Genomic DNA, 2,681 nt, shown 5'->3' on the forward strand with positions numbered 1-2,681 from the left:
CCATCGCCCACACGCGCTCATTCAATGCCTATGGCCTCTTTCAGGACATGACCGAAGAGCGGCCCGAGATCATTCTCGAAGTCAGCGACGACGGCGCGCTCTTCCTGCCGCTGGAGTTTAAATACAGGCCCGGAGATCCCAAGCGCCGCCCGCCTTTCATCGCCCCGCATCAGCCCCGGCTGGACTGGCAGATGTGGTTCGCTGCGCTGTATCCCAACTACGACCCGCAGCGGGATGCGAACCCAAACTCCCCCATGCACTGGTTTGGCCAGTTCTGCACCGCCCTGCTCCAGCACAAGCAGCCGGTATGGGAACTGCTGGAGCCGCCACCCCTCCCCATCGAAAAAATCACCCACATCCGCGCCAAACTCTACCGCTACCATTTCACCAGCCCGGAGGTGCGGAACGTCTCCGGGGAGTGGTGGGAGCGCGAACTCAGAGGCAATTTCAGCGGAACCATGTCACTAAAAGCCTCTGGAAGATGATTCATTCGACATTCCTCTTGCGTCTGTTCCATCCTGCGGCACTATCGCGACCCCTCGTTCGGTTTCGAATAAGGGAAACAACCTTCGGGGCGTAGCTCAGCCTGGTAGAGCGCTTGCTTTGGGAGCAAGAAGTCGTCAGTTCGAATCTGGCCGCCCCGACCATCTAAGATTTAAAATCTCAGATCTCAATCCCGACTCATGTCCGCCCTTTACGCCACCGCCCTGAACACCTTCAAGGAAATGGGCTGGCTCTACCGAGAAGTTCCCGAGCATTCCGTCATCGAGGCTGATTTTGAAGCGCACCATACCAAGATCCCTCTACACGTGCAGGTTTTTGGCGAGACGCACATCATCACCGTCGTCTCGAACTCCACTCTGCAGGTGCCCCCCTCCCACCGCCTGCCTGTGTGCGAGCTGCTCATGCGCACGAACAAGGATCTGAACCTGGGCAACTTCGAGCTCGAATGGGAGAGCGGCCAGGTGATGTTCCGCGTCACGAATGTTTTCCCGCCAAACCGCCACGATGCGCGCATCATCGCCAGCCTCGTGCATTCCGCCGTGGCGGAGATGGACCGCCTCACACCGTTCCTCGGTGAAATCATTCAGACGCCCAAAGGTGAACTGTTGCTGCTCAAGGTCGCGGACCTGATGAAACGCGAAGATTTGCTCCCGCCCGTGCCCGAGGCAGAGTGATTGGACGTGACACGGGCAGTCCGCCTGTGCTTTTGTGGCCGCGAACAGGCTTTCCCAATGTCCGCCCGCTACACACTCCCGCAGCACCCGGCTTTCAGCGATCCGCTGTCCAAGGAGGATCTCTACACCCTCGTGGCCCGTGGCTCCCTTGCTCGCGGAGAGATGTGTCTGGATGAGGACACCGGCCATATGCACACCGTGGGGGAACTGGTCAGCGGCATGCGCCGTCCCAGTGCCAGCAGCGGCCAGGCGCGGATCGCCCGGCCCATGTATCGTGAGATCAGTCCTGACACGGAACTTCCCGATGAACCGGAGCCAGAGGCGGAAGACGAAGTGGAGGAGGAAGCCGACGAAGAAGCCCCCGAGGAAGACAAGGATGACGATTTCGACTACTCCCCCAGCGGTGAAATCATCCTGCATCATGCGCATCCATCCTGGCTGGGCTACACCAAGGCGCTGATCCTCTGCCTGCTGCTAACTGTTGCCGGCGCACTACTATGCGTGATCCAGCTCGAATACGGCATCATCGCCCTGCTCTGCGCCTCGTCCACGCTCATCGCCGTCGGTATCGCGCGTTATTCGCACGACTACATTGTCACGCGCGAACGTGTGGAGCTGATCTGGGGCATCATTGGCCGCAGTTCCAAAGAAGCGCGCATCTGCGACATCCGCAGCATCGACGTCTATGAAGCCGGCCTCAAAGGATTGCTCGGTCTCGGCACCATCGACTTCTCCACCGCAGCCAATGCCGGCATCGAAGTGCAGTTCAAGGACATGCGCCGCGCCCATGTCGTGAAAGATCTCGTGCGCAAACTGCAACGGGGTGTGGATCCTACGGATGACTGAAATGAGGAATGACGAATGCGGAATGACGAATGCCAGACGCTGCGCCCCAGCGTTTGCCGTCTGGCGGTTTGTTCTGCTTTCCGCATTCGTCATCTGGCAGTCGTCATTCGCCGCAGGCGTGCCTCTCTCCCGCGCCATCGACATCCGCATGCTGCCGTATGAGCGCAGTTTGGAAAAACTGCCGGTCGATCTCACCGCCACGATCGGCTTCGTGGAAAGCGGTGGCACCGCTTTTGTACAAGACGACACCGCAGGCACGCATCTGCACTTCAAACCCACGCGCAATGATCTGCGTGTGGGTGACCATGTGCGCATTCAGGGCACCACCACCGCCGGCCTTTATTTTCCCGGGGTCGATGTGGCTGAGCTGCAAATCCTCGGTCATGGGGCACCGCCCTCTGCGGCCCCCGCCAGCTATGATGATCTGGCCACAGGCCGTTTCCATTACCAGCGCGTGATCGTTGAGGGCCTTGGCCGCACTTTGACGCCGCTGGATGAAAAACGCTCGCTGCTGCGCCTTGCCATCGGCAGCCGGGTGCTGGAAGTGCGCGTGGATGCACCGCTGGAAACCGCCCCGTCGCTCATCGATGCCCGCCTCCGCATCACCGCCCTCGCAGCAGGTGGCATCAATGACCGCCGCCAGCTCGTCCTTCCCTA

General features: G+C 60.2%; 3 protein-coding genes, 1 tRNA gene and 1 pseudogene. All 5 read left to right on the forward strand.

The window, feature by feature from the left end; all coding sequences use genetic code 11:
- Window positions 1-485, forward strand: a 485-nt coding sequence (locus ACIREA_RS30220) for a lipase maturation factor family protein (protein WP_397386033.1), incomplete at its 5' end; no start/stop codon positions are given.
- Between the two features lie 85 nt (window positions 486-570).
- A tRNA-Pro gene (locus ACIREA_RS30225) sits at window positions 571-647 on the forward strand.
- 36 nt (window positions 648-683) lie between these two features.
- Window positions 684-1,178, forward strand: coding sequence for a YbjN domain-containing protein (locus tag ACIREA_RS30230; RefSeq protein ID WP_397386034.1), 495 nt, complete (start codon window positions 684-686; stop codon window positions 1,176-1,178).
- Between the two features lie 57 nt (window positions 1,179-1,235).
- A complete protein-coding gene (locus tag ACIREA_RS30235; RefSeq protein ID WP_397386035.1) occupies window positions 1,236-2,024 on the forward strand; it encodes a PH domain-containing protein in 789 nt (262 codons plus the stop codon).
- Window positions 2,025-2,046: 22 nt separating this feature from the next.
- A pseudogene (locus tag ACIREA_RS30240) lies at window positions 2,047-2,681 on the forward strand (sensor histidine kinase); the annotation flags it as partial.

This window comes from Prosthecobacter sp. (assembly GCF_044373815.1).
In the GTDB taxonomy this organism is placed as follows: Bacteria; Verrucomicrobiota; Verrucomicrobiia; order Verrucomicrobiales; family Verrucomicrobiaceae; genus Prosthecobacter.